The organism is Aestuariibaculum sp. M13 (genome assembly GCF_024723255.1).
Lineage (GTDB): Bacteria > Bacteroidota > Bacteroidia > Flavobacteriales > Flavobacteriaceae > Aestuariibaculum > Aestuariibaculum lutulentum.
The window spans coordinates 984,081-1,010,496 of record NZ_JANIAC010000001.1 but is presented as its reverse complement, the minus strand read 5'-3'; the positions used below and the strand labels follow the sequence as shown (position 1 = coordinate 1,010,496).

The following is a 26,416-nucleotide window of genomic DNA, read 5'->3' as shown; positions in this document are numbered from 1 at the left end:
TTAATGTCGTAAACCAACATGGATTTCTACCGTAAATTTGTAATGTAAAAACGTAGTAAAAAGTTTTTCATAAGTTGGTTTGGTTAGTTTAAAGCTACAGGTAAGCGTATTAGGGTGCTTTACTGTAGCTTTTTTATTATAGTAATTTTTTTATTTCATATATTGCTGTGTAAACATTCAAATCAACCTTTTTTATGAAATTTAAGCTATTAACCAATAAATTAATTCCTTTAGCTCTTTTAACCTTAACAGTTTCAACATTACAATATTGTAAATCTTCAAAAGAAACAACAGTAAAACAGGAAGAGCCTGCTGTGAGTTACGCTAAGCATATTGCTCCTGTTATGGAGCGCAGCTGTACACCTTGCCATTTTCCGGAAAACGGTAAAAAGAAGTATTTAGATACTTATGGTGCTGTAAAGAATAATATTGAGGATATAATAACTCGTGTGGAGTTACCTGTTACAGAAAAAAAGTATATGCCTTTTAAAAGTAAAAAGCCGGCTTTAACTGCTGAAGAAATTACCATGTTAAAAAAATGGGTTGCTAGCGGTTTTTCAGAATAGTTAATAATGGAAATAAATTATAGAATATAGAGCTCTTAGAAATAGGAGCTTTTTTTGTGCAATAGAATTAAGTGAATAATTATTAAAAAGATGATGACATCTTATGTCGTAAACCATCATGGATTTCTAACGTAAATTTGTAATGTAAAAACGTAGTAAAAAGTTTTTCATAAGTTGGTTTGGTTAGTTTAAGGCTACAGTAAGCGTATTAGGGTGCTACTGTGGCCTTTCTTCATTTTAAAGCGTTTTGTCGCACGTGTCTATTTAAACCAATTTCTTGAAATAATGTTTTCCCATATAAACACAACTACACTTTTTTAATGGCTTTTTTTATGGATATAATAAAGGGAATGGGGACTAAAAGGATGATGACATCTTATGTCGTAAATTACCATGGATTTCTAACGTAAATTTGTAGTGTAAAAACGTAGTAAAAGTTTTTTCATAGTTGGTTTGGTTAGTTTAAGGCTGCAGTTTGGTATTGAAGGGTGCTACTGTGGCCTTTCTTCGTTTTGCGATAAATTATTCCAGTTTAGAAAAGAATTCTTCAAAGCTACCTTCCATAAATCGAGGAGGATGATCTAAATTTAATTGGTTTTGTAATTCTTTATCTTCCCATAAAATGTTAAACCCTATTTGTAAATTTAAATCGTAGGTATCGTCACGTTCTGTGTACGATGACATAATATAGTTTTTATTTTCAATATTTTTAAAAAACCTAAAAAACTGGGCCATAACATAAAAAAGAGAGTCGTTACAGTCACCCGTTATGTCATATCTAAAGAAAATGGGTTGTTCTAAATTTTTATAATTTGTTAAATCGTTTGCTCTTAATTGCTTTACGTTAATCTCCTTGTTTTTAAGTTTTAAATATGTCTCTTTTTTTAAGGGGAGTACTATGCTGTGTCCGGCGTAGTAGCCACTTTTTCCTGTAAAAACAAAATTAAGTTCTGGTAGTAACCTTATAGCCTCTTTTATTAATTCATGATTTAGGAAGGTGTCATCTTTTTTCTGTGAGTCAATAAAGTGTTCTAAGTATTTAATGTCGAAATCAAAATCTATGGTTCTTAAGTTGTTCGAAACGACATTAATTTGATCGAGATACCATTCTAATTTAGGTAAGTCGTTGGTTTGAGCTGAAAGTGAATATTTTCGGGTTTTAAAGTCGTAAAATGTCGGAATGGGTACAGCAGCATTTAAATTATGAATAAGCTGATAGGGCATAAGCGTGTTTAATACGATGTCTTCTTCTTTTTCAGACTTGATTAATGTTAAGTCTTTTTCCCAGCGCTGAACCGTTCTTAAATCGACATTTAATTCAGATGCAAAATCAGATTGCGATAAATTGTAAAACTCCCTGTAATCTGTAAAAAGTTCACCTATGGAATTATATTTTTTCATGCTTATGAGTTAGTTATAAGGTAAATATAATTAAAATGATTGGTTGCTGACATCTTGTGTCGTATTCTAAAACGTATACCCTTATTAATTTTGCTTAAGAAAACAGGATATAACAAAACATGTTACTTTTTAAGTTGAAAGAATTAGAGTGTGCTTTTGAAAAGCAATTACGACCAGATGAAAAAATGAAGAAAGCTGTAAGTGCTTTAAAAATGCTGTTTTTGAAAATTGATTATAAAAATGAAATTCTACCGGAATTTTCTTTTGAAAAAGTGGTTGAAGTTTTAGAAGATGTTAATGGTAGAGAACTCACAGGTCGACAAAAACTTGTAGTAAAACATATCATGTTTTACGGGGATTGATTAATAGCAAGTTTAGATTGATTCTTTGAAGGAGCAGTACGAAAGTGCTGCTCTTTTCTTTTTAATACATATTTGATTTTAACCGGACATGCAATGTCGTGAAGTAATCTGTAAAGTGAGCGTATCTTTGTTATGTAATTAGAGCAAAGCACTACAACAGTTCTAATTACAGTTTTTCATATTTAATATTTTTTTGGTTAGTTTAATGGTTAATAAAGGTTGCTCAGTCCGAGTAACCTTTATTCTTTTTTAATCGTAACCTTAAATTTGCTTGCTATTTAGTAACTCATCAATAATAGCTTCTACACCTTCTTCAGAATTACTTTTAGTTTGAAAACGCGCTATTTTTTTAACATCGTTGTGTGCATTTTGCATAGCATAGCTAAAGTAGGCAAGCCCTAACATTTGTAAATCATTATTGTAATCGCCAAAAACCATGGTTTCCTCTTCTGTAATACCTAATTGTTGTTGAAGAATTTTTAAAGCGTAGGCTTTGTTGGCTTCAATATGTGAAATGTCTAACCAGTTTTGACCTGAAACAATAACCTGAAGTTTGCTGCTTAAGGCTTCAGCTTGTGGTAGAATGTAATGTTCTGAAGATTCGTTGTGATATACCGCAATTTTTAAAAACACGTCGTCTGTAACTTGTGTAAGATCTTCTACAATTCTGTATTCGGCATAATATGCTTCAAATTTTGAAATAAAATCGGGATTTGAAGTTTCTATATATGCAGCCTTTCTTCCGCATAACACAATATTAGCGCCATCTACCTGACGTAATAGGCTTACCGAAGTTTCAATATCTTCAGGAGTAAGTTGAAGTAAAATGTGCTCTTCACTATTGTATTTCATAATGCCGCCGTTTTCAGCAATAATTGAAATATCATCTTTAATAAGATTAAGTTTGTCTAAAATACTTTGGTATTGGCGACCGCTGGCAGCAACAAAATGAATGTTTTGCTTTTTTAGTTCGTTAAACTGATTAAAAAAACGATTGCTAACCTGGTTTTCTGGATTTAATAGAGTGCCGTCCATATCAGACACCACCAATTTTACTTGAGATAAATTCATAGACAATTTTAAAGGGCAAAAATACAATTATTTAATTCCTAATATGTTAATTATGCATTAAACTCCGTATTTTTGGGTGGTTTTTATGAAATCTATTTTTTTTGAATTGGTATTTTGAAAAATCTATTTTTGTAAATTGCGTAAACTAAATTTTATTCTTTAACACCCCTATGGTAACATTAAAACAATTGGCAAAAGAGTTGAATGTTTCAATTTCAACAGTTTCTAAAGCATTAAATAATAGTGAAGAAATTGGAGAAGAAACTGTAAGACGTGTTAAAGAACTTGCCGAACTTTATAATTATAAGCCTAACAAAGTAGCTTTAAGTTTAAAGCAAAATAAAACTAAAACTATTGGGGTTATTATCCCTGATATTTTAAATCACTTTTTAGCCAAAGTGCTTTTTGGAATTGAGCGTGAAGCTGCAAAATACGGTTATAATATTATTACATGTATTTCAAATGAATCGCTTGATAAAGAAAAGGAGAGTATGCAATTCTTAGCTAATGGTAGCGTTGATGGTTTTATACTGTCATTGGCCGAAGAAACTCAAATGAAAAATGAAGTGGAGCATTTTAAAAAAACCATGGCTCAAGGGTTACCAATTGTCATGTTTGATCGCGTTGCGCATGATGTGATGTGTGATAAGGTTATAGTTGATGATTTTGAAGCGATATATAACGCGACAAAGAACTTACAAGCTAAGAAGCGTAAAAACATTGCATTTATAAGTAGTATTGATGGTTTAAGTGTTGGCAAGCTTCGTGAACGTGGTTATAATAAGGCTATTTTAGAGCAGCAAACCGCTAAGCCGTTGGTACTAAAGATTAAAAAGAAAGACGATAATCAAAAGAAAATCTATGGGTTTTTAAAGAAAAACCCGGGAATAGATGCTGTTGTCGCTGCCGATAGTTCTTCTGGTGTTATTGCAATAAATGCTGCTATTAATTTAGGTTTAAAAGTACCTAAAGACATTTCTGTTATTGGTTTTTCCAGCAAGGCAGATTCTAACTTAACATTTCCGAGATTAACGACTATTAGACAACATGCAAAGGAAATAGGAGCGAATGCGGCACAATTGTTAATTAATAGGCTTCAAAGCAAGGTGTTAGAGGAAGATGTTAAAACTATTATCGTGAAAACCAGCATTGTAAAGTGCAAATCTACCGTTTAAAAACACATACTTTACTTACAAAAGTGTTTTTTGTCGATAAAATAATACATTTTATCGATTATTTTGTTTTTATTCTTACTCTTTATTATACTTTTGAGTAAGCGCATAAATCATTATACCCTCAGATTTATAAAGTGCTTGATTAATCCATTTTTAAGTTGACCTGAAAAGGTTAACGATTCCCTCAAAAAAAGTAGTATATACCCATATGGTTATTGTATCCATTTGGTTTTAAATTAATTATTCCATTATTCCCTCAGCTAGAATTTCGAGTTTATCGAGATTGTGGTTTACGTTTTGTATTTAAAAATTTAGAGAAATAATAAAATAATTAACCTTAAAATCAAATATTATGAAAGCCCTTAGAATTACCTTTATCGCTGCAGCAATTTTCGCAACCTTAACTTCATGTACTAAACAAGATTTAAATGAAGATGATGTACTAATAGATGCTTCAAAAGATACTACGATAGAAATGCCAATTACTGGTGGTGGAGTAGATGATTAATCAGCTATGACTTAATAGATATAAAATGAACTCTTTACAATTTGTAAAGAGTTTTTTATTTGAATAAATTTAAAAAATATAAATACATTTGAAGAAATACCTAGCTAAATACCCAGTTTTTGAAATATATCTTTAAAATACTTCTAGTTTTTATTTTTTTTACATCTTATGCCCAAAATAGGAATAATATTTTTTTAATAGATTCTATAAGGGCTAGTGTTTCCAATTTTAAACTCCAAGACTCATCTTTAGTAGCTAATGCTCATTTTAATATTGGAGAACTTTACAGGTATAGCTTTATTCCAGATAGTGCTTATTATCATTATCATCAGGCACAAAAGATATTTAAACTAAAAAAGGAAGATTATAAATTAGCGAAAACCTTGTATGGTCTTGCAGTTATATTGAAGAATGAAAAAGACTTGACTGCTAGTGAACTGGTTTCAATTCAGGCTATTACAATATTAGAATCTTTAAAGCAAACCAATGATGTAAAAGAGACACAATCATTTTTATACAATAACTTGGGGTTGCTTTTTGGTGAATTGGAACAATATGAAGAGTCTATATCTTATTATAAGAAGGCCATTTTGCTGAAAGAGGAGTTAAAAGGAGATTATAGGTTGAGTATCTATTATTCAAAGAATAATTTAGCCCTTTCTTATAAAAAATCGGGCCACTATGATTTAGCCTTAAAACTTTATCGAGAAATTTTGAGTAATAATAATTTATTTGAGATCAAACCAGATTTTTATGCTTTAGTTACTGATAATTATGCACATACTTTGTATTTGTCTAAAGAATACAATGAACTTCCCGATTTATATTTTAGAGCTTTACAAATAACAGATAGCGTTAATCCTAAGGGGTATAATTCTATTTCTATAAATCAGCATTTGGCTGAATTTTATAAAAATAAAAATAGTATGAATTTAGCACGATATTATGCTAATCAGGCTAAAGATATTGCAGAACAGTATCATAACGATGAGTTGTTAAGTTCTTTGTTGCTGTTGTCTCAAATCGAAACAGGGGAAAAGGCGGCAAATTATTTAAAGTCGTATATCAAGTTAAGCGATAGTTTACAAAAGAACGAAAGAGGATTAAGGAATAAATTTGCAAGAATTCAGTTTGAGACAGAACAGATTGAACGTGAAAATGTTCAGATTGCAAAAGAACGCATGTGGTTGTTTGTCATATCTATAACTCTAATAATAACTTCATTTTTATTGTATTTGGTTATTGCCCAGCGCAATAAAAACAGACGCTTACAACTTGTTCAAAAGCAGCAGGAAGCTAATGAAGAAATTTATAACCTGATGCTTTCTCAAAATGAAAAAATAGAGGAAGCAAGAGCTTTGGAGAAAAAACGGATTTCTCAAGAGTTGCATGATGGGGTATTAGGACGCTTATTTGGTACGCGATTAAGTCTGGATAGTTTGAACTTTAACAATACACCAGAGGCCGTGACGACCCGAGGTCAATATATCGATGAGTTAAAAAATATAGAACAGGATATTAGAAAGGTTTCTCATGAATTAAATACCGATTTTGTTTCTGGGTCTGGATTCATAGATATCATTAAAACTTTAGTAGAAACTCAAACTCTTCTGTATAAACTGGATTATAAATTAGATCATGATAGTGTAATTGATTGGGATGAGCTTTCCAACAAAACTAAAATTCACATTTACAGAATTGTTCAGGAGTCACTTCATAACATCTATAAGCATGCTAATGCGACTTGTGTTGATATTAGCTTTACATTAAAAAATAATGTAATTTGCCTAGAAATTAAAGATGATGGTTCAGGATTCGATGTAAATAAATTGAAATCTGGAATTGGATTGAAAAACATGAAATCCAGAATTAATGATATTAATGGAACTATAGACATATCATCTGAAAAAAATAAAGGAACACAAGTAATTATAGAAGTCCCCATAGCTTAAAATTAAAATGAATACCGAAAAAATTAGAATATTAATGATTGACGATCACCCGATGATTATTGAAGGGTATCAAAACACGATTCTTTATACAAAAAAAGAGCATCAGGAGTTGAGCATTGATATTGCGAATAATTGCGATGAAGCAGTAAAATTAATGGATAAATCTATTCAACAGGATAATCCATATAATTTATTGTTTGTCGATATTAGTTTGCCACCATCGTCTGATGGTAAAATGACCAGTGGTGAAGATTTGGCCATATATGCACGTGAAATATTACCCAAAGCCAAAGTTATTATCCTTACCATGTTCAATGAATCGTTTAGAATTCATAATATTATAAAAACCATTAATCCCGAAGGGTTTTTAATAAAAAGTGACCTAACTTCCAGTGAGTTGGCCAGCGCATTTCAAGCCGTTCTGCATAATCCGCCATTTTACAGCGGTACGGTAAATAGTTACATCAGAAAAGTTGATTCCAGTGATATTGTAATTGATGAGAAGAATAGAAAAATTCTTCATTTACTATCACAAGGGGTTAAAACAAAAAACCTGGCGCCTCATTTAGATATATCGTTAAGTGCTGTTGAAAAGCGAAAAAAACAGCTTCGTGAAATCTTTGATGTGCAGGATGGGCAGGATGAAACACTTATTGAAGAAGCACGAAAAAGAGGTTTTGTGTAGGAAAAAGATTTTATTTCAGGTTAACATATGTTAAAATTCGATTAAAATCAACTTTTTAAAAATCTAATGAAACCTTAATTTATAACAGATTACGGTATTTTTTTGTTGCTATGTACGGGTTTCCCGCAGCTAGAAATAAAAAGTAATACTTAAATTTGTCTCATCAACACTTCAAAAAATTAATTAATCCCTCAATTTTTTTGTTGATAATAGCAATTTACAGGCCCTGTGGAGGTGAGAGACCCACAGGGCTTCTTCTTTTTATATATTTTCCTTTTAACATTTGTAACTAAAAAATTAGTTTGAACTAAAATTTTAGTTATATTTGTTTTGAACTAAGTTTTTAGTTTAATTAAAAATCTGATTTAAAATTCTTTAAAAATGAAACAATTAACCAAAGCAGAAGAGGACATCATGCAAATTCTATGGAAACTGGAAAAAGCAAATGTCAAGTCTATAATAGAAGAGTTGCCAAAGCCAAAACCTGCATATAATACGGTGTCTACCATTGTCAGAATTTTAGAGAATAAAGGTTTTGTAGATTACGAAAAGGAAGGCAAAGGACATGTTTATTTCCCAATCATTGCTAAAAACGAATATAGTAACCAATCAATAAACAAATTGGTTGATGGGTATTTTCAAGGGTCGTTTAAAAATATGGTGTCTTTTTTTATGAAGAAGAACGATATCAGTTTAAACGAATTAGAATCGGTTTTAAAGGAAATCAATAAAAATGAGAATAAATGATACACTACGTTATACAAACCATAGCTTTTCAGTTATTCTTTTTATTGATTTACGATGTGTTTTTAAAAAGAGAAACTTTTTTTAGCTGGAATAGATTATATCTAATTGCTACCGCAATTTTGTCAATACTATTACCTTTTGTGAAGTTAGAATCCTTTAAAGGCGTTATTCCTCAGGAGTATGTTATTCAATTACCAGCGGTTATCATTGGAGATTTGCCTAATGGTGTTGTTCAAGGTGCAAATCAAGTTAACGCCAGCGAGGTTTTAAACCCGATATACTATTTATATCTATTGTTCTATGTTGGCTTTACAATAGCAATAATTGCTTTTGGGTTTAAATTATTTAAAATTCTGAAACTGATTAAAAACAGTCCAAAAGCAAATTCAGATAGATTTGTTATCGTAAAACTGTTAAATAGTAATTCGGCATTTTCATTTTTTAAATATGTGTTTTTAGGTGAGTTTTTAAAAGACGACGAAAAAGCACTCATTTTAAGTCATGAGGAGGTTCACGTAAAGCAATACCACAGTTTAGATTTGTTGTTTTTCGAAGTGCTTCGTGTGGTATTCTGGTTTAATCCGTTGGTGTATATGTACCAAAACCGAATCACCGAATTACATGAGTATCTGGCCGATGCCGAAGCTGTAAAAAATCAAAGTAAACAGCACTATTATCAAAATTTATTAGCTCAGGTATTTCAAACCAAGAGCATATCATTCATCAATCCATTTTTTAATCAATCATTAATCAAAAAACGAATTATTATGTTACAAAAATCGAGATCAAAACACATTAAACTCTTAAAGTATGCATTTCTCATTCCGGCCGTTATTACCATGTTGGTGTATACGTCTTGTGAGGTTCAAAAATTAGCTTCAGATGAAGATTTAGATTTATCGCAATACACTTATACTTTTCATATTAATGGTGGAAATTTAGAAGAGGATTTGGCTGCACAAAGAAGACATGATGAATTTATAAAAGCAAACAGAGATAAATATGTTAGTTGGGGTGAATTAGATGCCACTAATCTGAATGCTACATTTACAGTGCATTCAATAGGAGAACAAGTACCTGATGACTATGAAAAGATATCAAAGGTAGATAGCGATGGGATTGCTTATTTTTATTACACTAATTTTTTTGGCAAAGACAAACCATTGGCAAAGGCTAAGGACGATAGTGTATTGAGATTAATTGTTAAAGATTTAAAAAATCTTACAGAAGAAGAAAAGGAACAGAGGGCTAGAATGACAAAATTGTTATATAGTGAAGAAAAATATAAAAAGCTTGTGATTACAGACGGACAGGTGTCATTAGAATTTACAGATAATTTAGAAAGAAATTCTCAAAATGAGCTTATTGAAGTGCCGTTCGGAGTTGTTGATGAAGTTCCTTTATTTCCAGGTTGTGAATCTTTAGAAACCAATGAAGAACGTAAAAATTGTATGTCTTTCGCCATAACAAAATTTGTAGGTCAAAATTTTAATACCGATTTAGCCAATAGTTTAGGTTTAGAGGGAAAACAACGCATTAATGTTATATTTAAAATAAATGAAGAAGGAAATGTTGTAGACGTAAGATCAAGAGCGCCGCATCCAGCCTTGGAGGAAGAAGCAAAACGTGTTATTCAATTATTACCACAAATGCAACCCGGTAGACAAAAAGGAAAAGTTGTAATGGTGCCTTATTCGCTACCAATAATATTTCAGGTTGCCGATAAAAAGTAACTAATACATTATTATGAAATATAAACCGAAGTGATAACTTCGGTTTTTTTAGTTTTAAGTGCTTAGAAACCAAAAAAATTGTACATTTCAGTTTTAATAAAATCCTCGGTGAAATGCATGTGAGGGGTTAAAAGGAGAAAAGTTTGATTTCGGAGTAAGTTTCGGAAACTTAAATCTCGATTATCGAGTAAAATCTATGAGGCTAATTAGTGTGTTTTTAATTTTTTCATTGGTCGTGTCTTGCGACTATTTTAATGTGAAAAAAACATCTTCTGAAGCTATTTTAAAAGAGGAATTAAAAACCTTTAACTGGAACGATGTTGATGAATATCCGTCATTTTCAGTTTGTGATTCACTCGTGTCAAATAGTGAAAAGCAGGCGTGTTTTTCGGAGGTGTTAACGTCTCATATTTTAGGTTTTTTACAACGTGAAATGATTATTGTAACTAAAGATGTTAACGACACGATTAACCTGGAATTTAAATTATCAGAACAAGGCGCATTAACTTTAGTTGATGCTAAAATTGATAGTTTAACTATTGCCGAAATCCCCAATTTACAACAGTTAATTTCACAAAGTTTAGACTCTTTACCAAAAATATTTCCTGCAAGTAAACACGGTCAGCAGGTAAAAACGGCATTCAATTTACCAATCATTATAAACGTAGAATAATTTACCTTTTAAACGTTCGTCCTTTCCATTGGTAGGTTGAAACCATTGAAGCCATTGCAACATAAACACTGAAAAGTGGATAAACAAGAAATCCGAAGATGTAAAATTTCATCACATGCTTCTGATTAAAAAACCGGGCACTTTTGTTAATCAGATATAAATCGATACTGAATTTAATCATCAGCATATAAATTAAAGTTTTAGAAGTTATAAACCCAAAAAAAGTGAGAAGGCAAGCTATTATAATTAGTAAGTTGGCTGACAAAACAATACTTCCAGTAAGTTTGCTAAACCAGTTGTTGTATTTGCTGGTTTTTGCTGCCCATCGTATGCGCTGCGAGATTAAGCCGTTCCATGTGGTTTGTGCATTGGTGCTAACAATAGCAGTTTCACTTTTTAAGTAGTGAATGGTTTTAGTATTGTGTTTTATGGCTTTTTCTAAAAGGAAAATATCATCGCCACTTGCAGTTTGTGTATTGCCTTCAAAACCATTTACCTTGTTGAATAAATGTTTGGCGTAGGCGAAGTTTGCGCCGTTACACAAAAACGGTTTGTTTATACCAAATGCACCAATTGTTGCTCCTTGTAGACTTAATAAATCTAAAATTTGAAAGGTGTTTAAAAAGTTGTTTTCGTCAATGTATTTCACGGGAGCCACAATGCAATCTACATGGTTTTTCAGAATAAATGCATTAAAAGTGTCTAACCATAATTCGGGTAGAATACAGTCGGCGTCGGTGGTGATGATCCAATTATAATTTGCTTCTTTAATGGCAGTGCTAATAGCGTCTTTTTTGGGCGAAGAACTTAGTCTGTTATTATTTAAAATGTTAATTGAAGCAGAAGAGGATTTCATGAATTCTTTAATAATGTTAACGGAATCATCTTCCGAAGCGTCATCAACTAAAAGGATTTCAAATAAATTGGGCGGATATTGGAGTTGCTTGATGGATTCCAGTAATTTAGGAAGGTTATTAGCTTCATTTCTAAACGGAATAACTACAGAAAATGAGGTGCTCGGAGCGATATTCTGACTCTTAAAATGATTTACTTTATTAAATCCGACAACAAAACTTCCAATTAGAATAACATAAATTAAGATAATGAAAAATGAAATTAAGGTCATGCTGAAACAGGTGATTTAGGCCATTTAAAATTCAAAACAAAGTAACTCCCAATAAGGCTTGGTAAAGCAAAATTAAGCAACCACATTATAGTTGTTGTATAAATGATGATAATAGGGTCTATTGATAAAAATGAAAACAGATATACAGCAATACTACCTTTAATAGCAAAGTCGAAAATAGCTATTGATGGGATTACTGAAGCTAATAAATACATAGATGAAATACCCATCATCGCATTAAGGTAACTTATATCAGTATTTAAAGTTAAAAGTAAAAAGTAAAACTGAAAGGAAAAGACAAGGTAGCGTGTAATTGAGAAACAAAACGATAAACCAATTTTAGATTTTGGGTAGGTTTGTATAAAATTCAGTAGTTTATTAATCCTGATGTTTTTTTTGAGGTCTGTTTTATAGAGTAAAAAACAAGCTGAAAGGATGAGAGAGGTAAATACTAAAACTCCCATAGAGAGTTTTGTGTGGTTAAGTTCTAAATGGAAATTTTTAGAGAAAAACAGGAGTCCTGCAATTCCAAAAATAAGAGTAGCTATTAGTTGTAAAAGGTTGTGTAAACCATTGATGGAAACAATTTTTGAGATTTCCGTTTTGTTATAGAATAAGGCTTTTGCTCCATATTCGCCAATGCGATTCGGTGTAAATAACGACACTGTTAAGCTACCTAAACTTTGTGTTGTCGCTTCAAAAAAAGAAATTGGTTTTAAAGGTTTAATAAGTGTTTGCCATTTTAAAATTTCGAGAAGCCAATTTAGGGTAGTTAATAAAAGCAGAAAAGTAATAGGTTTCCAAGAAATCAGTTCAGGTTTTGACGTCAGCTCTAAAAATTTAGAAAATACTAATGTATTGTTGGTACTCAACTTGAAGTAGATAAAACAAAATGCAGCAATAACAAGGCTTAATTTAATAAGCACAAAAAAGAATTGTTTAGTTTTGTATGGCAACGCGTACATATGTTGCAAATTAAATCAATAATCGCGTATGATTTTATTTTTAAGCAGTAATAAGCGCTTAACTCCATTTTTTATCTTTCTTTTTTGTGTGTTTTCGGGATTTTCACAAAACGATACAAGTACGCTAAAAGGACAAATAGCATTAGGTGTTAATAATCCATCGAGTGATGGTTTTGTTTCTGGTTTCGAAGGGAAGTCGTTAAACTTACCTACAGTAAATCTGGGTTTGCAATATATGTTTAATCCGAATTTAGGTGCTAAGTTGGATTATGGGTTCAGTAGAATGGCGAACGACAGTGATGCTCAGGAATTCAAATTAAATTATTCACGCATTAATCTGCAAGGCGTTTATAATCTGTCTAATATTATTTATATATCTAGCAGAACTGGAATTTTTGTACATGCGGGACCTGGTTATTCCATGGTAAAACCTTTGAATAATTACGGAGAAAATGAAACGTCTTATTTAAACGCAATGGCTGGTTTGGAGATTCATTACGGACTTTCAGATACCATGTCGTTGTATTTTGATGCATCATATATTCACGGGTTTGCAAAAGAATTTAATCCGGTTTCAGAAGGTTACGGTTCTTTTAACGGCAATGTACTAACCTTTACTGTGGGACTTTCGTTATCTTTAAGTGGATGCTATTACTGTAATTAATATGCCGAAGGAAAGAATTATTTTAGGAATCGATCCGGGAACCACGGTTATGGGTTTCGGATTGATAAAAGTTGTTGGGAAAACTATGTCGTTTTTACAGTTGAATGAGCTCGATTTAAAGAAATATGACGATCATTATTTAAAGCTGAAATTAATTTTTGAACGTACCATTGAATTGATTGACACGCATCACCCTGATGAAATAGCCATTGAAGCGCCTTTCTTTGGGAAGAACGTGCAAAGTATGCTGAAATTAGGGCGAGCGCAAGGTGTTGCAATGGCGGCTGGTTTAAGTCGCGAAGTACCTATTACCGAATACTCGCCGAAGAAAATTAAAATGGCAATTACAGGAAACGGAAATGCCAGTAAGGAACAGGTGGCAAAAATGTTACAAAGTCTGTTAGGCTTGAAAACGCTTCCTAAAAATTTAGATGCGACCGATGGTTTAGCGGCTGCGGTTTGTCATTTTTATAATGATGGTCGTGTAGAGGTAGGAAAAAGTTATTCGGGTTGGTCGAGTTTTGTAAAACAAAACGAAGATCGCGTAAAAAAATAGTTTTATATGCTTTACAGATTTTCTGAAAGGCATTGCTAAAAGATCACTTAAAACATGAGTGGAATATATATTCACATACCATTTTGTAAGCAGGCTTGCCATTATTGCGATTTTCACTTCTCAACATCTTTAAAGAAGAAGCCGGAATTGGTTTACTGTTTAATTAAGGAATTGGAACTTAGAAAAGCTGAGTTTCAAGATCAGGTGGTTCAAACCATTTATTTTGGAGGCGGAACACCTTCATTGTTGAATAGCGAGGAGTTAAAATCGATAATTCAAGCTGTATATTTAAATTATAAAGTTGTAAGTGACCCTGAAATTACTTTAGAAGCTAATCCGGATGATTTAACTACTGGAAATGGTGATGTACATACTGTTTTTCATGGTTACAAAGCGATTGGTATTAATAGACTTTCTATTGGTATTCAATCGTTTTTTGAAAGAGATTTAAAGCTGATGAACCGCGCACATAATGCAGTGGAAGCAAAAACGTGTTTAGAAGTCGCTACACAATATTTCGATAATATTTCACTCGATTTAATTTATGGTATTCCGGGATTAAGTCATGAAGACTGGATGGAGAACATTGATACGGCGTTATCGTTTAATATTCCGCATATTTCCAGTTATGCTTTAACGGTAGAGCCTAAAACAGCACTTGATGTTTTTATAGAAAAAGGAAAAGTACAAGCACTTGACGATGCCGTAGCACAGGAGCAATTTCATATGTTAATTGAAAAGCTGGAAGCAGCCGGTTTTGTGCATTACGAGTTGTCTAATTTTGGGAAACCTGAGTTTTTTAGTAAAAATAATACAGCTTATTGGCAAGGGAAACGATATATAGGAATTGGTCCATCGGCACATTCGTTTGATGGTAAATCCAGAAGCTGGAATGTGAAAAACAATTCAAAATACATTCAGGCTATTGAAAAAGGGGAGTTGCCAATGGAAGTTGAAACTTTAACTAAAACAGATCAGTATAACGAATATGTTATGACGGGTTTGCGCACCATTTGGGGCGTGTCTTTAGAAAAAGTAGCTCAGGATTTTGGTGAGACTTACAGAACTTATATTTTAAAGCAGTCTGAAAAACATAGAAATCAACAATTGTTGTATATTGAAGATGATAAACTCATCGTCACAAAAAAGGGAAAGTTTTTAAGTGACGGTATTGCTTCAGATTTATTTAAAATAGACTAAAAATATGCTTGCAACCATTCAATATAATTCCAGAAAATTACAAATAGATCTAACCAAACCGCTTGATATTTCTATAGCCATTCGGTCGGGTCAGGAGAATGTAAATGCCTGGTATATTGGAAATCCTGAAATTGAACCGGTTGTGATTGAAGAAGAAGATTGGGTTGGGAGTGTAGTAAAAGGTTCGGCGGTTAATTTTAATACAATTATCTTCAATCCGCATGCGCATGGTACGCATACCGAATGTGTTGGGCATATTACTGAAACAGTTTATTCTGTCAATAAAAATCTAAAGCAATTTTTCTTTTTAGCTGAAGTAATTACCGTAGCACCTGAAAAGTTAGACGATGATTTTGTAATATCTAAAAAGCAAATTCAATTCGCCTTAGGGAATAAAAAACGAGATGCTGTGGTAATTCGCACTATACCTAATTTAAAAGAGAAGCTCACAAAACGGTATTCTAAAACTAATCCTACCTATCTATTGGAGGAAGCGGCTATATATCTTCGTGAAAAAGGTATCAAGCATTTGCTTATCGATTTACCAAGTGTCGATAAAGAACGAGATGAAGGTAAGTTGTTGTCTCATAATGCCTTTTGGAATACTCAAGGTAAGTTGCGTTTAGATGCCACGATTACCGAATTTATTTATGTGCCCAATAAGGTAAAAGATGGCGAGTATATGTTAAATTTACAAATAGCATCTTTTGAAAACGATGCCACACCAAGTAAACCGGTTTTATACAAAATTATAGAGTAATGGATATTCTTTTTGGTTTAATATTAGGCGGACTTATCACGATGGCGGTGGTTACCTATTTAAAAATTCAGGCACAGAAAAAACGTGTGAATTCGCAGTCGGTAATCTTACTTGATAAGATTAAAAAAGTCTATAAATTCATAACTGTTGAAGGCGATTTTGCCGAGATTTACCATTACGAAGATGTTAAGGAGCGCTTCTTAAAACTTATTTCAAGTACCAAAAAAGCTTTGGTTATTGTTAATGCCAAAGCACACGTAGGTTTCGATTTTTCTAAAGTTATTCTGGAAGCCGATACTAAAAATAAAACCATAATTATTCATAAGTTTCCGCAGCCAGAGGTGTTAACTATTGAAACCAATTTAAACTACTATGATAAAAAGGATGGTATGTTTAATAAGTTTGCAGCATCCGATTTAACCGAACTTCATAACGATGCCAAGAAACATATTTTAGATAAAATACCCGAAAGCGGATTGTTTAATGCCGCGCAGCAGGAAGCTTTGGAGGCGATTTCACTTATAGAAAATATAGTGCAAACCATTGGCTGGAGTTTAGATTATAACGCTTTAAAAATAGAAGAGCAAATCAAATCAAAAGCTATAGAATGAACATCGAGCAAATACGAGATTACTGCTTAAAAAAGAAAGGAACAACCGAAGAATTTCCTTTTAATCCTGATACTTTAGTTTTTAAGGTGATGGGGAAAATGTATGCGCTTATTGCTCTCGATCGATGGGAAACTGGAGAGAAAGCTATTAATTTGAAATGCGACCCGGAATATGCACTAGAACTACGTGCAGAATATGAGAATATCGATTCGGGTTACCATATGAGTAAGACGCATTGGAATACCGTTAAACTTCATGATGCTGAGATTTCATCCTCATTGTTATTGACTCTTATTGACCATTCTTACGAGATGGTTGTAAAAGGAATGCCTAAAAAATTAAAAGAGCAATTAAATTAAATAATTGATTGTTAATAAATTAATTTTTGTAAATTAGTAATGTTATTTCACTACCCTCTTGGAAATAATAATAGCAAAAATTAAATTTTACTTCCCCAAATTTTTTTTACCCCAGGTTTTCAATTGCCCCGATTAAAGATTTAGTATTTAACGTTTAAAACTAATATACTAACCTTAATTAATTACAATTATGAAAACAACTAATCAACTATTAGCAGCAATGCTAACTTTGCTATTATTATTCAGTATATCTTCAGTCTTAGCTCAAGACGATTCACGCCCTATGTATATTACAGTAACGAAGGCCCACTGGAATATGGACAAGGAAGATTTTGATATGGATACCTGGAAGTCTGTAGAAAAGGAATATCTGGAAAAAGTTGTCAAAAAAAATGATTTACGTGTGGCATCATCGGTGTATTTACATCAAATGACACCAGATAACAGTGAAATCCTTTTTGTAAATGTTTACAAAACCTGGGAAGACATAGTAAAAGCCAATGAAAAAGATGGTGAATTAGCTGAAGCAGCGTGGCCTGATAAAGACGCTAGAGAGGCTTTCTTTAAAAAGCAAAGGGCATATTATTCGCCAATTCATTCCGATGAGATTTATTATACCATGCCTTTAGCTAAGTATATTCCGGAGAACAACAAGAAGGATTTAATTCTTTATGTAAGAACCACACATTGGGCTTTTCCAAAAGATTATGATGGTGATGAAATTGAAGCTTTAATGAAAGAAAACTTCGAAGTATTTATTAAAGATAATGCATTAATTAAAGGGTATTATCCACACAGACACGCCTGGGGAAGTGATTCTTCTCAAATGGTGGAAGCCTTCTTTTTAGATTCCTTAGGTGATTTGGATAAAATGTTCGATGGTTTTACAGAAATGGCTAAGAAAAAATGGCCTAATGAGGCAGACCGTAAAGCACGTGGTAAAAAGATAGATAAGTATTTTACACCTGTACATGGTGATGCCGTATATAAGTTAGTAGCAGAGTTATCAAAATAGGTAGCTTAATTAGTGGGAAGAGGCATCTAATTTAGATGCCTTTTCTTTTGTAGCTTGCGGATGCTTTAATTTAGGCGTATTATTGCAATCTTAAAATACAAATTATGAGTATACTACAAACGTTAAAAGACAGAAGCAATAACACTTGCGAAATATGTAAATCGGATAAAGGATTAAGTCAATATACCTTGCCACCCTCATTAAACGAAAGTGTTGATAACAGTTTGTTGGTTTGTGGTACCTGTTTAAGTCAGATTGAAGGCGAAACAGAAATGGATGCTAACCACTGGCGTTGTTTAAATGACAGTATGTGGAGTGAGTTCGTGGCTGTGCAAATTTTATCATGGAGAATGTTACAACGTTTAAGAGGTGAAGGATGGCCTAAAGACTTATTGGATATGATGTATTTAGATGATGAAGCTTTAGCTTTAGCACGTGCAACAGGTGAAGATAAAGACGAAAGTGAAAAAGTAATACACCGCGATGTAAATGGTGTTATTTTAGAAAACGGTGATTCGGTTGTTTTAGTTAAAGATTTAAAAGTAAAAGGATCGAGCATGGTCGCGAAACAAGGAACGGCAGTTAGAAACATTCGTTTAGATCGCGACAATGCAGAATATATTGAAGGAAAGGTTGACGGACAGCAAATCGTAATTATTACGAAATACGTTAAGAAAACCTAATAAGATAGTTTTAAGCAGAGGTATCGGCGATAATTTTCCATTCGCCGTTTATCTTCTTAAATACCAACATAAAAAATCCGCTGGCATTACCTACTTCACGTTTTAAGTGAAATTCACCCAATACATAATAGGCGTCATCAGTAATTTTAGAGATATCATTTATTTTAAAACTTAATTTACCCGTGTGGTCTTTGCTCGGGTACGCTTTTTTGTAACGCTTTAAAGTATTCTCCCATCCATAGGTAACACCATTACTCCCGTAGAATTTAAGAGAGTCACTTTTCCAGTAGCCTTCCATAAATTCTTCAATGTTATTTTTAGACCACGCCAAACGTTGCGCCTTTAAAACCGCCTGAATGTCATTAATGTCTTTTTCTTCATTATTTTGAGAAAATACGGTGCAGGCACACATCAGGCAAAGTAAAAGAATAAGTTTTTTCATAATATTATAGTTACGCTTCTATGGGAGTTGTTGTAAAAATAAACAAACTCACTTAAAATTAGTATTTAACTACAATATATTCTTTTGTTGGTTGAAAAAGGCATCGGCTTGTAATTGGAGTAATTCTCTTGCTTTTTTACGTTTATAATTGTATAATTCGTCTTCTTGTTCAATGTCTTTATATACACGATCGTTAATAGCGAATTCAGTTTTCAGCAAGGCTTCCCGCTGATTTTTGTTTTGAAGTACATGTGTTTTGATGGCAGTTTCTTCATTTTCCAGTTTAAAATCGTAAGCGCCTTTTGGAGATAGTAGCTTCGCGAAAATAGGGGAGGTTTCAATGGCTAAAAACAACAGGAAAATAAAGAAAGACGGCAACCAAGGTAATTTATTTAAGGCGTCAACTCTAGCCATGAGTCCGTCGAAATTTGAAATGACAGGTTGTGATGTTGTTACCTGATTGTCGTAATCGCTTTTTAAATTGGCTATTTCAGATTCAATAGCTTTAATTTTTTCAGCATTATCAGTTTTCAGTTGTTGTAATTCGGCTAAAGCAGCGTCGTGTTTGTCGCGTTTCTCTTTATAAACAGGTCCTTTGCCTAATAGTTTTGTTCCAGCTGTACCTTCGGCTTCAGAAATATAGGTGTCGTAAAGCGCATTAACTTCGGTTTCTTTAGTTGTAATTTCATTTTGTAGACTAGAAATTGAGGCTTCCAGTTCTTTAATTTGAGGGGCGTATTGTTCTGCAATCTGGTTTTTATTGGCCAGCGTGAATTCATTTTTTTGCTCCAAAAGCACGCGATCTATTTCTTTTTCAAAAATCTTAAGTTCTAAAGGTTTTGATATCACTACAGCTATGATAACTGCCAGAAGGATTCGTGGAGATGCCTGAATTACTTCGTCTGCAAAATTCCCAGTCTTTTTAATGGTTGAAACTATATAGCGGTCCAGATTAAAAATAAGTAATCCCCAGATGAGTCCGAAGAACACCGCCGTGTAATAATTATCGAAAACGGTATATAAGGCATAGCTTGCTGCGATAAATGCCATAACAGCTGTGAAGAATACGGTAGCTCCAATACCAGCGTATTTATTTTGTTCGCCTTTTGAACAGGAGTTTAAAATATCGGTGTCGGCACCCGAGCAGATAATAAAAAATTGCTTTAACATAATGATTGATGATTTTGATTGATAATCTATAAAACGTTAAAAGCAAGATTTTGTTACATAATTATGAGTTTAATTGTTGGTTTCTAATTTATTATGTGAAATTGAATACAGGATATAGAGGTTGGTTATACAGTATTATTAAGGACTTAAAATGTTTATTAAGCTTTTTATGGTATATGTTTTACCTATTTCTCGATCTTACACTCTCAATAATTACGGTGGCTAGAATTAGTGATCCGCCAATAAAGGTGTTTAGAGTTGGTATTTCGTTTAAAAAGAAGAAGGCAAGAATGATTCCGAAAATAGGCTGAATACTATTAATTATGCTTGCGGTGCTAACGGTAAAATGTTTTAAACTGTTTACTAACATAGAATGTCCAACAGCAGTGGTAATTAAACCAAGAAAAAGGATATAAGGAAACTGTTCTTTTAGTCCGTTGCTTTCTAAGATAAATAAAGCTGGCGATAAAATTAAACCGACCACCAAGCTTTGATAAAACATAACGCTGGAGCCGTTGTATTTGGCGGTTAGTTTTTTAGACAGAATATTACGTAAGGCATAAAATACAGCCGATAGTAATCCGAAAAGGAAGCCTTTTAACTGGGCGCTTTCTAAATTAAATTCGGGGGCTAAAATGTAAAGCCCTAACAATACTAAGACACCTAAAATAATGTAAAACGGATCGAATTTTGTTTTTATAAAAAGAGGCTCTAAAAAGGCCGTTAAAATAGGAAATGTAAAAAGCGATAACATTCCTAGTGCTACATTTGAAAGTTTTAAGGCTAAGAAATAGGTAATCCAGTGACCACCCATGAGTAAAGCACTTATAATTACCGTGACAACATCGGTTTTAGAATTTAGTTTAAGATTGAATTTTTTATAGTTGCAAAACGCAAATAATGCAACACCGGCAATAATACAACGCCACCAGATAATTACCGGAATGGGTAAATCGATATACTTTCCTAAAGCGCCCGATGTACTTATAAAAAAGGTGGCTAAAGTAAGTTGAAGAAGGTGTGTGGAGTGTTGGTTTTTCATTAAGTAGTGGTTGCCGTGTTAGCGATTGAAGCTAACTACCATGTAGTGCGTAAAGCGCGACCCAGTGGTGTTTTAATCAAAATACCACTGGGTAACACCCTGAATATTATTTAGATAATTCTGTGAAATATTTGTAGAATAACGGAATGGTTTCAATGCCTTTTAAGTAATTGAATACACCAAAATGCTCGTTAGGCGAGTGAATGGCGTCGCTGTCTAAACCAAAGCCCATTAAAATAATTTTGCTGTCTAATTCTTTTTCGAAAAGGGCTACAATAGGAATACTACCTCCGCCGCGTTGTGGAATTGGAGCTTTTCCAAAAGTATCGGTATATGCTTTTGCAGCGGCCTGATAACCAATATTATCGGTTGGCGTTACATACCCTTGTCCGCCGTGATGAGGTTTAACTTTAACTTTAACGGCTTTAGGCGCAATACTTTCGAAATGGTTTTTGAATAATTCAGTGATTTCTTCCCATTCCTGACCAGGAACTAAACGCATAGATATTTTAGCGTATGCTTTGCTGGCAATAACGGTTTTGGCACCTTCGCCAATATAACCACCCCAAATACCGTTAACATCTAGAGTTGGACGGATGGAATTACGCTCGTTAGTGGTGTAACCTGCTTCACCATAAACATCATCGATATCTAATGCTTTTTTGTAGTCGTCTAAGCTGAATGGTGCTTTTGCCATTTCGGCACGTTCTTCCTGAGATAATTCTTCTACTTTATCGTAAAATCCAGGAATGGTAATATGATTATTTTCGTCATGTAAAGACGCAATCATTTTAGTAAGCACATTAATAGGATTCGCTACAGCGCCACCGTATAAACCAGAGTGTAAATCGCGGTTAGGTCCTGTAACTTCAACTTCAACGTAGCTTAAACCTCTTAGCCCTGTCGTGATTGATGGTGTGTCTTTAGCAATCATTCCGGTATCTGAAATAAGAATAACATCGTTGCTTAGTTTTTCACGATTTTCTTTAACGAAAGTTGATAAGTTAACACTGCCAACTTCTTCTTCACCTTCAATCATGAATTTTACGTTACAAGGTAACTGGTCTGTAGAAGTCATAAACTCTAAAGCCTTAACGTGCATGTACATTTGGCCTTTATCGTCGCAAGCGCCACGAGCAAAAATTGCTCCTTCAGGATGAAGTTCTGTTGTTTTAATTACTGGCTCAAAAGGTGCAGAGTCCCATAATTCTAATGGATCTGCTGGTTGTACATCATAATGTCCGTATACTAAAACAGTAGGTAAGTCTTTATTGATTATTTTTTCACCGTAAACAATAGGGTAACCTGCCGTCGGACAAATTTCTACAGTATCGCAACCAGCTTGTTCAAGACGTTCTTTTACAGCTTCAGCAGTTCTTAAAACGTCTGCCTTATAAGCAGAATCGGCGCTTATAGAAGGAATTTTTAAAAGTTCGACTAGTTCAGATAAAAATCTGTCTTTATTATTTTCTATATAAGAAGTGGTGTTTTTCATGTAGTTATCTAGATTTGGAAACAAAAGTATAAAAAAAGAATATTTTTTTTTGAGATAGGTGTTTGCAATTTCAAAATCTTGTTTATATTTGCAACCTCTTTGCGGGCGTGGTGGAATTGGTAGACACGCTAGACTTAGGATCTAGTGCCGCGAGGTGTGGGAGTTCGAGTCTCCCCGCCCGCACAACAAAGGGTAAGCTTCTCAATTTTGAGGAGCTTTTTTTATTTTTAGACCTTTTATTTCTTCTCAAATTATTATATAATTTTTGGTTTATCATTTTTTTTTGTTGAAGCTTACTGTGTGAGATATCAAGTAATGTAGTTCTGTGAATATTAAACAAATCAGGCTATTGTAAGATTTTAATTTATTAAATTTATGAAAGTCATAACTTTAATACATTATATTATGGGAAAAGGTAGTGGAGCCGTTTTAGGTTTTTTAGTAGGAACAGCCGTTGGAACCGTTTTAGGTGTTTTATTTGCTCCGGATAAAGGCACAGTAACTCGAAAAAAAATTGTAGATGAAGCGCAGAGTGTAAAAGACAAAATGTCTGAGAATATACATGAAACGGCTGAAAATATCTCGAATACCGTTAAGCAAAAACAAGCTTCGTTAGAAGAGGAGTTAGAACAACTCATGTCTAACGCAAGTTACAAAGCTGATGATGCCATCAGTTTACTGGAAAAAAAATTAGCCGAACTTAAAGCTAAAAATAAAAAGTATCAAAAATCGTAATATGAAAATTTTAGATGCATTGAACGCGAAAGCTCAAGATACCTTTCAGCATGGCGACGAGTATTTAAAGTCTTCAGAAAAATATATTAAACTTAAGATTTTTGAGCAGTTGTCGTTAACCTTAAGTTTTTTGATTAAATTTTTTATTATTCTGGGTTTGGGTTTTGCTGGTCTCTTTTTCGTTTCTGTAGCAGGTGCAATAGCCTTAGGAGAATGGTTAAATAGCTTGCCTTTAGCGTGTTTAATTATCGGAATTACGCTTATTTTGTTAATGGGGTTGGCTTTCGCGTTTAGGCGACGAATTGACAACACGGTAATTAGTAACGTATCAGATAATTTTTTTAATTCAGATAAAGATGAAAAGGAAATATAACAATATAGAAGAAGTACGGTTCGATTTAAAAGTACACGCTTTAGAGCGGCAAATCGCACTCGAAAAAATGAAACAAAGTGGCTATGAGTTGAAAGAAGTTATAAGTATGCCTTCTAATTTAGTGTCTTCAGTTTTTTCTAATAAATATGTGAAAATTTTTGCCTTGATTAGGTTGTTAAGAAAAGTGTTTTAAAAAGTCGAGATCAAGTTCTATTCTATTTCAAAATTAAATAGGATAATAATTTGCAGTATAATATTGTTAAATTTAATTATGTTTGTGTACGAACACAATTTTAAAATAATTAATACTTACAATCAATGCGTTACTTACTTTGTTTGTTTTTTGTAACACTTTTAAGTGCTTCCGAAAAGAACAAAACTTTTACAGCTTCAGAGGTTACCTTATTGCCTAAACCTTTAAATATGGTGTTGGGAAAATCTTCATTTTCGATTAAAAAAGGTATAAAGATTTCTTTTGAAAATGATGATCAAAAACAAACAGCTAATTACTTAAGTAATTTGTTAAAATCTAAAACAAGGAATCAATCTAAACTAGTTGATGGTCGAAAAGCAGATATTGAATTTAAAACAGACAATACGCTTCAAGATGAAGCATACACTTTATTAGTGACTCCAGAAACTATTATAATAAAGTCAAATAGTAGAGCAGGGGCATTTTATGCTGTTCAGACATTGAATCAATTACTGTCGGAAGATGGTGGAGAAGGTGACGATAAGGTTAAGTGGTTAATTCCTTCTATTGAAGTTAGAGACGCACCGCGTTTTAAATGGCGTGCCTATATGTTAGATGAAGCGCGTTACTTTCATGGTGAAGCTTTTGTGAAACAAATGCTTGACCAAATGGCGGCTTTAAAAATGAATGTGTTTCACTGGCATTTAACCGATGATGCCGGATGGCGAATAGAAATAAAAAAATACCCTTTATTAACAAAAGTAGGAGCTTTTAGAACCGATAGCGAAATAGAAACATGGAAAAGTGGTAAAACCTCGGGTGAGCCTCACGGAGGGTTTTATACGCAAGAGCAAATAAGGGATATTGTGGCTTATGCGGCTGAGAGAAATATTAAAATTATACCGGAATTTGAAATGCCAGGGCATTCCAGTGCGGCCATTGCAGCATATACCTGGTTAGGAACTAAAGGAGAAGATATTGATGTGCCGGTTAAATTTGGACGTCATTATGATAATTATGATGTTACAAAACCGGACACCATTCAGTTTGTTAAAGATGTTTTGTTAGAATTATTTGATTTATTTCCGTCGGATGTTATTCATATTGGTGGTGATGAAGTACCTTATGAAGTTTGGGAAAAGTCTTCAAGAGTACAACAATACATGAAAGAACATGGCATTAACACACCTGCCGATTTGCAAATCGATTTTGTTAATAAGATTTCGATATTTATGCAGGAGCACGGTAGAAGAATGATGGGATGGAATGAGATTATGGGTAAAAAACTGCACTTCGATTTTGAAGAGAAAAAAGATGATGAGGAAGCGGAAACTGAGTTGGCTAAGAATGTCGTGGTGCATTTCTGGAAAGGAGATATAAATCTTTTAACCGAGGCAGCAAGTAAAGGTTACGGCATAGTTAATTCTTGGCATAAATTTACTTACCTGGATTATAAGTATAAAGGTATTCCTTTAGAAAAGGCTTATCGTTTTAATCCGATTCCGGAAGGACTGGATGAAAAATATCATAAAAATATTTACGGATTAGGGTGTCAGATGTGGAGTGAATGGACGCCTACAAATAAAGATATAGAATATCAAACTTTTCCAAGAATAGCCGCTTATGCAGAGGTAGGTTGGACAGCTTTAGAAAATAAAGACTTTGAAAGTTTTAAAATAGCACTTACTGAAGTTAAAAAAGGATGGGATGCTTTAGGCATTAATAGTTATAAAATCGAATAAAAACCAAAGTTGTAAAGGAAATAAAAAGGGTTTTAATACCTTTGAAAGGTTGTCTGTATTTTAGCAAATTATGTTTTACAGTCAACCTTTTTTAGCTTATATATTTTTAGGTATTATTTGAGTTTTAAGTAATTGTATTGGTTTAATATTCTATTAAGGTAATTTTTAAACCTTTTGTCATTACAATTTGCTTGATGAGATTAACAAATCACTCAATAATTTATATATTTACAGACTAATCTTTGAAAATAATGCTTTTTTTTAGTGATAATGTTAATTTAGGTAGTGAGTAATCCCTAAATTAATTATTTTTGCGTAATCGATTACGTTAGAATTTTTAGCTTAAACGATTAACTAAACTGAACGCTTTGTTTTTTAATAGATTAAAGCCTAAAATTATAAAGGATTTTTA

The 26,416-nt window shown here is 32.9% G+C and carries 28 protein-coding genes and 1 tRNA gene; 21 read left to right on the top strand and 8 right to left on the bottom strand.

The genetic code is table 11. The features are described 5' to 3' along the window. The first annotated feature begins 194 nt into the window (after window positions 1-194). Window positions 195-566, top strand: a complete 372-nt coding sequence (locus NO995_RS04245; RefSeq protein WP_258226409.1) for a hypothetical protein — start codon at window positions 195-197, stop codon at window positions 564-566. Window positions 567-1,088: 522 nt separating this feature from the next. Here the strand turns inward: NO995_RS04245 and NO995_RS04240 are convergent. After that, window positions 1,089-1,967 carry a DNA-binding transcriptional regulator gene (locus NO995_RS04240; RefSeq protein WP_258226408.1) on the bottom strand — a complete coding sequence of 293 codons (879 nt, stop codon included), beginning with the start codon at window positions 1,965-1,967 and terminating at the stop codon, window positions 1,089-1,091. Between the two features lie 119 nt (window positions 1,968-2,086). Here NO995_RS04240 and NO995_RS04235 point away from each other — a divergent pair, with 119 nt between their 5' ends. Then, entirely contained in the window at window positions 2,087-2,329 is a 243-nt protein-coding gene (locus NO995_RS04235; protein ID WP_240572097.1) for a hypothetical protein, read from the top strand. Window positions 2,330-2,590: 261 nt separating this feature from the next. Here NO995_RS04235 and NO995_RS04230 read toward each other — a convergent pair whose 3' ends face one another. After that, the gene (locus tag NO995_RS04230; RefSeq protein ID WP_240572096.1) at window positions 2,591-3,400 is read right to left on the bottom strand and encodes a Cof-type HAD-IIB family hydrolase; all 810 of its coding nucleotides are present in this window, start codon (window positions 3,398-3,400) and stop codon (window positions 2,591-2,593) included. 170 nt (window positions 3,401-3,570) lie between these two features. Between NO995_RS04230 and NO995_RS04225 the strand changes: the two genes are divergently transcribed. The 7 genes from NO995_RS04225 to NO995_RS04195 all read left to right on the top strand — a co-directional run bounded on the left by NO995_RS04225 (window position 3,571) and on the right by NO995_RS04195 (window position 10,873). Continuing rightward, a complete protein-coding gene (locus tag NO995_RS04225) occupies window positions 3,571-4,575 on the top strand; it encodes a LacI family DNA-binding transcriptional regulator (RefSeq protein WP_258226407.1) in 1,005 nt (334 codons plus the stop codon). Between the two features lie 352 nt (window positions 4,576-4,927). Next, on the top strand, window positions 4,928-5,083 hold the full coding sequence (locus NO995_RS04220) for a hypothetical protein (RefSeq protein ID WP_258226406.1): 156 nt from the start codon (window positions 4,928-4,930) through the stop codon (window positions 5,081-5,083). Between the two features lie 119 nt (window positions 5,084-5,202). Continuing rightward, entirely contained in the window at window positions 5,203-7,035 is a 1,833-nt protein-coding gene (locus NO995_RS04215) for a sensor histidine kinase (RefSeq protein ID WP_258226405.1), read from the top strand. A gap of 7 nt (window positions 7,036-7,042) precedes the next feature. Then, window positions 7,043-7,720: a response regulator gene (locus NO995_RS04210; RefSeq protein WP_258226404.1), complete on the top strand. Its 678-nt coding sequence runs from the start codon at window positions 7,043-7,045 to the stop codon at window positions 7,718-7,720. A gap of 381 nt (window positions 7,721-8,101) precedes the next feature. Next, window positions 8,102-8,467 carry a BlaI/MecI/CopY family transcriptional regulator gene (locus tag NO995_RS04205; RefSeq protein WP_258226403.1) on the top strand — a complete coding sequence of 122 codons (366 nt, stop codon included), beginning with the start codon at window positions 8,102-8,104 and terminating at the stop codon, window positions 8,465-8,467. Then, the gene (locus NO995_RS04200; protein ID WP_258226402.1) at window positions 8,464-10,200 is read left to right on the top strand and encodes a M56 family metallopeptidase; all 1,737 of its coding nucleotides are present in this window, start codon (window positions 8,464-8,466) and stop codon (window positions 10,198-10,200) included. Before NO995_RS04205 ends, NO995_RS04200 begins: the two co-directional genes overlap by 4 nt. Before the next feature lie 196 nt (window positions 10,201-10,396). Continuing rightward, a complete protein-coding gene (locus tag NO995_RS04195) occupies window positions 10,397-10,873 on the top strand; it encodes a hypothetical protein (RefSeq protein WP_240572091.1) in 477 nt (158 codons plus the stop codon). Window position 10,874: 1 nt separating this feature from the next. Here the strand turns inward: NO995_RS04195 and NO995_RS04190 are convergent, their stop codons facing one another. After that, window positions 10,875-11,999 (bottom strand): glycosyltransferase, encoded by a 1,125-nt coding sequence (locus NO995_RS04190; protein ID WP_258226401.1) that lies wholly within the window; start codon window positions 11,997-11,999, stop codon window positions 10,875-10,877. Continuing rightward, window positions 11,996-12,964, bottom strand: coding sequence for a flippase-like domain-containing protein (locus tag NO995_RS04185; RefSeq protein ID WP_258226400.1), 969 nt, complete (start codon window positions 12,962-12,964; stop codon window positions 11,996-11,998). Before NO995_RS04185 ends, NO995_RS04190 begins: the two co-directional genes overlap by 4 nt. Window positions 12,965-12,992: 28 nt before the next feature. Between NO995_RS04185 and NO995_RS04180 the strand changes: the two genes are divergently transcribed. The 8 genes from NO995_RS04180 to NO995_RS04145 all read left to right on the top strand — a co-directional run bounded on the left by NO995_RS04180 (window position 12,993) and on the right by NO995_RS04145 (window position 18,812). Continuing rightward, entirely contained in the window at window positions 12,993-13,628 is a 636-nt protein-coding gene (locus NO995_RS04180; protein ID WP_258226399.1) for a porin family protein, read from the top strand. A 1-nt stretch (window position 13,629) separates the two neighbouring features. After that, complete coding sequence (ruvC, locus tag NO995_RS04175; RefSeq protein ID WP_258226398.1) at window positions 13,630-14,184, top strand: crossover junction endodeoxyribonuclease RuvC; 555 nt, start codon at window positions 13,630-13,632, stop codon at window positions 14,182-14,184. Window positions 14,185-14,238: 54 nt separating this feature from the next. Then, window positions 14,239-15,384 (top strand): radical SAM family heme chaperone HemW, encoded by a 1,146-nt coding sequence (gene hemW, locus NO995_RS04170; RefSeq protein WP_258226397.1) that lies wholly within the window; start codon window positions 14,239-14,241, stop codon window positions 15,382-15,384. A 4-nt stretch (window positions 15,385-15,388) separates the two neighbouring features. Next, window positions 15,389-16,144, top strand: a complete 756-nt coding sequence (locus NO995_RS04165; RefSeq protein ID WP_240572085.1) for a cyclase family protein — start codon at window positions 15,389-15,391, stop codon at window positions 16,142-16,144. Further along, the gene (locus NO995_RS04160; RefSeq protein ID WP_240572084.1) at window positions 16,144-16,755 is read left to right on the top strand and encodes a DUF4230 domain-containing protein; all 612 of its coding nucleotides are present in this window, start codon (window positions 16,144-16,146) and stop codon (window positions 16,753-16,755) included. The genes NO995_RS04165 and NO995_RS04160 overlap by 1 nt, the downstream gene beginning before the upstream one ends. Then, window positions 16,752-17,114: an MmcQ/YjbR family DNA-binding protein gene (locus tag NO995_RS04155; protein ID WP_258226396.1), complete on the top strand. Its 363-nt coding sequence runs from the start codon at window positions 16,752-16,754 to the stop codon at window positions 17,112-17,114. The genes NO995_RS04160 and NO995_RS04155 overlap by 4 nt, the downstream gene beginning before the upstream one ends. Before the next feature lie 190 nt (window positions 17,115-17,304). Then, complete coding sequence (locus NO995_RS04150; RefSeq protein ID WP_258226395.1) at window positions 17,305-18,129, top strand: hypothetical protein; 825 nt, start codon at window positions 17,305-17,307, stop codon at window positions 18,127-18,129. Between the two features lie 104 nt (window positions 18,130-18,233). Continuing rightward, window positions 18,234-18,812, top strand: a complete 579-nt coding sequence (locus tag NO995_RS04145; RefSeq protein ID WP_240572081.1) for an alkylphosphonate utilization protein — start codon at window positions 18,234-18,236, stop codon at window positions 18,810-18,812. Between the two features lie 10 nt (window positions 18,813-18,822). Here NO995_RS04145 and NO995_RS04140 read toward each other — a convergent pair whose 3' ends face one another. The 4 genes from NO995_RS04140 to NO995_RS04125 form a co-directional block, all read right to left on the bottom strand. Then, window positions 18,823-19,254 carry a DUF4440 domain-containing protein gene (locus NO995_RS04140; protein WP_240572080.1) on the bottom strand — a complete coding sequence of 144 codons (432 nt, stop codon included), beginning with the start codon at window positions 19,252-19,254 and terminating at the stop codon, window positions 18,823-18,825. Window positions 19,255-19,323: 69 nt separating this feature from the next. Further along, window positions 19,324-20,424: a DUF4407 domain-containing protein gene (locus NO995_RS04135; RefSeq protein WP_258226394.1), complete on the bottom strand. Its 1,101-nt coding sequence runs from the start codon at window positions 20,422-20,424 to the stop codon at window positions 19,324-19,326. 181 nt (window positions 20,425-20,605) lie between these two features. After that, window positions 20,606-21,466 carry a DMT family transporter gene (locus tag NO995_RS04130; RefSeq protein WP_258226393.1) on the bottom strand — a complete coding sequence of 287 codons (861 nt, stop codon included), beginning with the start codon at window positions 21,464-21,466 and terminating at the stop codon, window positions 20,606-20,608. 106 nt (window positions 21,467-21,572) lie between these two features. Next, window positions 21,573-22,961 carry a dipeptidase gene (locus tag NO995_RS04125; RefSeq protein WP_258226392.1) on the bottom strand — a complete coding sequence of 463 codons (1,389 nt, stop codon included), beginning with the start codon at window positions 22,959-22,961 and terminating at the stop codon, window positions 21,573-21,575. Between the two features lie 101 nt (window positions 22,962-23,062). On the opposite strand from NO995_RS04125, the gene NO995_RS04120 reads away from it, so the two are divergent. The 4 genes from NO995_RS04120 (at window position 23,063) to NO995_RS04105 (ending at window position 26,004) form a co-directional block, all read left to right on the top strand. Beyond that, window positions 23,063-23,144: transfer RNA gene (locus tag NO995_RS04120), tRNA-Leu, on the top strand. A gap of 192 nt (window positions 23,145-23,336) precedes the next feature. Beyond that, window positions 23,337-23,696: a YtxH domain-containing protein gene (locus tag NO995_RS04115; protein WP_258226391.1), complete on the top strand. Its 360-nt coding sequence runs from the start codon at window positions 23,337-23,339 to the stop codon at window positions 23,694-23,696. A gap of 1 nt (window position 23,697) precedes the next feature. Beyond that, window positions 23,698-24,069 (top strand): hypothetical protein, encoded by a 372-nt coding sequence (locus tag NO995_RS04110; protein WP_258226390.1) that lies wholly within the window; start codon window positions 23,698-23,700, stop codon window positions 24,067-24,069. A gap of 318 nt (window positions 24,070-24,387) precedes the next feature. Continuing rightward, entirely contained in the window at window positions 24,388-26,004 is a 1,617-nt protein-coding gene (locus NO995_RS04105; RefSeq protein WP_258226389.1) for a beta-N-acetylhexosaminidase, read from the top strand. The last annotated feature ends 412 nt before the right edge of the window (window positions 26,005-26,416 follow it).

Bases quoted from the DNA above. Each gene is read 5' to 3' on its own strand.
- NO995_RS04245 (WP_258226409.1), top strand. From the start codon at position 195: ATGAAATTTAAGCTATTAACCAATAAATTAATTCCTTTAGCTCTTTTA.
- NO995_RS04240 (WP_258226408.1), bottom strand. From the start codon at position 1,967: ATGAAAAAATATAATTCCATAGGTGAACTTTTTACAGATTACAGGGAG.
- NO995_RS04235 (WP_240572097.1), top strand. From the start codon at position 2,087: ATGTTACTTTTTAAGTTGAAAGAATTAGAGTGTGCTTTTGAAAAGCAA.
- NO995_RS04230 (WP_240572096.1), bottom strand. From the start codon at position 3,400: ATGAATTTATCTCAAGTAAAATTGGTGGTGTCTGATATGGACGGCACT.
- NO995_RS04225 (WP_258226407.1), top strand. From the start codon at position 3,571: ATGGTAACATTAAAACAATTGGCAAAAGAGTTGAATGTTTCAATTTCA.
- NO995_RS04220 (WP_258226406.1), top strand. From the start codon at position 4,928: ATGAAAGCCCTTAGAATTACCTTTATCGCTGCAGCAATTTTCGCAACC.
- NO995_RS04210 (WP_258226404.1), top strand. From the start codon at position 7,043: ATGAATACCGAAAAAATTAGAATATTAATGATTGACGATCACCCGATG.
- NO995_RS04205 (WP_258226403.1), top strand. From the start codon at position 8,102: ATGAAACAATTAACCAAAGCAGAAGAGGACATCATGCAAATTCTATGG.
- NO995_RS04200 (WP_258226402.1), top strand. From the start codon at position 8,464: ATGATACACTACGTTATACAAACCATAGCTTTTCAGTTATTCTTTTTA.
- NO995_RS04195 (WP_240572091.1), top strand. From the start codon at position 10,397: ATGAGGCTAATTAGTGTGTTTTTAATTTTTTCATTGGTCGTGTCTTGC.
- NO995_RS04190 (WP_258226401.1), bottom strand. From the start codon at position 11,999: ATGACCTTAATTTCATTTTTCATTATCTTAATTTATGTTATTCTAATT.
- NO995_RS04185 (WP_258226400.1), bottom strand. From the start codon at position 12,964: ATGTACGCGTTGCCATACAAAACTAAACAATTCTTTTTTGTGCTTATT.
- NO995_RS04180 (WP_258226399.1), top strand. From the start codon at position 12,993: ATGATTTTATTTTTAAGCAGTAATAAGCGCTTAACTCCATTTTTTATC.
- ruvC (WP_258226398.1), top strand. From the start codon at position 13,630: ATGCCGAAGGAAAGAATTATTTTAGGAATCGATCCGGGAACCACGGTT.
- hemW (WP_258226397.1), top strand. From the start codon at position 14,239: ATGAGTGGAATATATATTCACATACCATTTTGTAAGCAGGCTTGCCAT.
- NO995_RS04165 (WP_240572085.1), top strand. From the start codon at position 15,389: ATGCTTGCAACCATTCAATATAATTCCAGAAAATTACAAATAGATCTA.
- NO995_RS04160 (WP_240572084.1), top strand. From the start codon at position 16,144: ATGGATATTCTTTTTGGTTTAATATTAGGCGGACTTATCACGATGGCG.
- NO995_RS04155 (WP_258226396.1), top strand. From the start codon at position 16,752: ATGAACATCGAGCAAATACGAGATTACTGCTTAAAAAAGAAAGGAACA.
- NO995_RS04150 (WP_258226395.1), top strand. From the start codon at position 17,305: ATGAAAACAACTAATCAACTATTAGCAGCAATGCTAACTTTGCTATTA.
- NO995_RS04145 (WP_240572081.1), top strand. From the start codon at position 18,234: ATGAGTATACTACAAACGTTAAAAGACAGAAGCAATAACACTTGCGAA.
- NO995_RS04140 (WP_240572080.1), bottom strand. From the start codon at position 19,254: ATGAAAAAACTTATTCTTTTACTTTGCCTGATGTGTGCCTGCACCGTA.
- NO995_RS04135 (WP_258226394.1), bottom strand. From the start codon at position 20,424: ATGTTAAAGCAATTTTTTATTATCTGCTCGGGTGCCGACACCGATATT.
- NO995_RS04130 (WP_258226393.1), bottom strand. From the start codon at position 21,466: ATGAAAAACCAACACTCCACACACCTTCTTCAACTTACTTTAGCCACC.
- NO995_RS04125 (WP_258226392.1), bottom strand. From the start codon at position 22,961: ATGAAAAACACCACTTCTTATATAGAAAATAATAAAGACAGATTTTTA.
- NO995_RS04115 (WP_258226391.1), top strand. From the start codon at position 23,337: ATGAAAGTCATAACTTTAATACATTATATTATGGGAAAAGGTAGTGGA.
- NO995_RS04110 (WP_258226390.1), top strand. From the start codon at position 23,698: ATGAAAATTTTAGATGCATTGAACGCGAAAGCTCAAGATACCTTTCAG.
- NO995_RS04105 (WP_258226389.1), top strand. From the start codon at position 24,388: ATGCGTTACTTACTTTGTTTGTTTTTTGTAACACTTTTAAGTGCTTCC.